This window comes from Fructobacillus fructosus KCTC 3544 (assembly GCF_001438695.1).
Taxonomy (GTDB): domain Bacteria; phylum Bacillota; class Bacilli; order Lactobacillales; family Lactobacillaceae; genus Fructobacillus; species Fructobacillus fructosus.
The window spans coordinates 1-1,548 of record NZ_JQBH01000007.1; the positions used below are offsets into that span (position 1 = coordinate 1).

5 protein-coding genes are annotated in these 1,548 nt (G+C 38.4%); 1 reads left to right on the forward strand and 4 read right to left on the reverse strand.

The annotated features are described in order from the left end of the window. From IV71_RS03870 to IV71_RS03885, 4 genes are all read right to left on the reverse strand, one after another. Positions 1-286 (reverse strand): DUF1351 domain-containing protein (locus IV71_RS03870; protein ID WP_156405638.1); only part of this gene is annotated, 286 nt, incomplete at its 3' end. Continuing rightward, positions 283-480 (reverse strand): hypothetical protein, encoded by a 198-nt coding sequence (locus IV71_RS03875; RefSeq protein WP_010691499.1) that lies wholly within the window; start codon positions 478-480, stop codon positions 283-285. The genes IV71_RS03870 and IV71_RS03875, both read right to left, overlap by 4 nt. 55 nt (positions 481-535) lie before the next feature. Further along, the gene (locus tag IV71_RS03880; protein ID WP_010691498.1) at positions 536-754 is read right to left on the reverse strand and encodes a hypothetical protein; all 219 of its coding nucleotides are present in this window, start codon (positions 752-754) and stop codon (positions 536-538) included. After that, positions 755-985 carry a hypothetical protein gene (locus IV71_RS03885; RefSeq protein WP_010691497.1) on the reverse strand — a complete coding sequence of 77 codons (231 nt, stop codon included), beginning with the start codon at positions 983-985 and terminating at the stop codon, positions 755-757. A gap of 74 nt (positions 986-1,059) precedes the next feature. On the opposite strand from IV71_RS03885, the gene IV71_RS03890 reads away from it, so the two are divergent. Then, on the forward strand, positions 1,060-1,509 hold the full coding sequence (locus tag IV71_RS03890; RefSeq protein ID WP_010691496.1) for a hypothetical protein: 450 nt from the start codon (positions 1,060-1,062) through the stop codon (positions 1,507-1,509). Positions 1,510-1,548 lie beyond the last annotated feature (39 nt).

Sequence of the window (1,548 nt, forward strand, 5' to 3'; positions counted from 1 at the left end):
CTGCCGATTTGAGCTTCTTCTCGGCATTCATCATCTTTTCCTTAACTGGTAGCCAAGGAGCAAGCATATTGCTTTCAATATCAGAACGTCTGGAAGCCGACTCCTTAACCATCTTATTAATCAGTGCTTTTTCGTCCTTAGCACCCTTCATGGTTTCTTCTGTCACGACAAAGTTGTTGCCATATGCAACATACTTATCGACCATGGCTAGGTATTGATCTAAGTTTTTAAACTCAATCTTGCCGTCTTGAATTAATTCAGACGGAAGTGTAATTGCTTCTGTCATAGTTCAGCAACCTCCTGCTGTAAGTCACCAAGTTCTTGATACTTCTCGTCAATGTCAGCTTCCAAGTCTTCCTTGGTACTTTCCATCTTCTTGATTTCGTCACGCTTGGCATAGATTGCGTCTTGTAGTTGCTCGTATCGTTCAAGTCGTTGCGTGTTTTCTGGGTACATCAACATACTGTTTTCAATTGTCATTTTTATCCTCCGTGATATACTAGAGGCATAAATTTCTTGCTAGGAAACTTTATGCCTAAGCTCTCTTGGTTGCCGCCTTGAGAGCTTTTTTCTGTTGCTTGTAAAATCGTTGCCCATCTTTACGAGCATCATTTTCGATGTCGCGATCAGTATCGTTATCGCCAAATAACGGCTTTTTATCCAGCGAAAGAGTAACCAAGTAGATAAAACTTGCTACTGCTCCCGTTGTGAATATCCATCCGATAACTTCATTCCAAAACATGCTATTAGTCATTTAAATATTCCCTTTCTTGTGAAACCAGTTATGCAATGCAAAACCAGACCACACCTTGTACGTTCCGTGCTCAATTATTGGTTTTGGAAAACCTTTTTTCGTTCGCCACGAGTTGCGAAAACACTTATTTGAAATTGGACGATCCTGTCCGAGCATTTCACCAATAACTTTGCAAACTTCTATTTGCTTATACTGTTGAGACGGGTCGAACTTACTTCCTACAGCTTCCATGCCAAGCCTCCTTTCTTTTGGTATCCTTTAACTACTGGCAGTGACGTGCCTAGTAAATTGAAAGGAGAATTATAATGAAATTGACACTTAATCAGGTTAAAGTCGCTCAGATTGCCTTGAATACAATTTCTGAGTTTGCCGAACGTATGAACGTTACGTCTACCTACCTAGATAATTCAGTAATAGTTAAGCTTGGTAATGATTTCGTATGTGCTGATTGGGCCAAAAAAGATGGCCATGATGACGCTTATACAGAAGTTAGAAAAATCATCATTGAAAATCATTTGGGACGTTTCACGAATCGATTTGATGGTGACTTATCAATTGGTGAATTATTAAGTGACTTTCAATCAACCCTTAACTTATTGATTGAAATTGCAAAGAGCATCGACTTTTCCGGCTTTAGTTGCTACGCAACAAATGTTGAATTCAAGAACATGAATATAAGTTTTGAAAATTACTTATTTTCATCAGATTCAGAATTCGAAATTGTTTCGCTGTCTAGTTCACTAACAGATAATTGAGGAATAAATTCATTTATTTCATCAATTGCATCACGAAGC

Bases quoted from the DNA above. Each gene is read 5' to 3' on its own strand.
- IV71_RS03875 (WP_010691499.1), bottom strand. From the start codon at position 480: ATGACAATTGAAAACAGTATGTTGATGTACCCAGAAAACACGCAACGA.
- IV71_RS03880 (WP_010691498.1), bottom strand. From the start codon at position 754: ATGACTAATAGCATGTTTTGGAATGAAGTTATCGGATGGATATTCACA.
- IV71_RS03885 (WP_010691497.1), bottom strand. From the start codon at position 985: ATGGAAGCTGTAGGAAGTAAGTTCGACCCGTCTCAACAGTATAAGCAA.
- IV71_RS03890 (WP_010691496.1), top strand. From the start codon at position 1,060: ATGAAATTGACACTTAATCAGGTTAAAGTCGCTCAGATTGCCTTGAAT.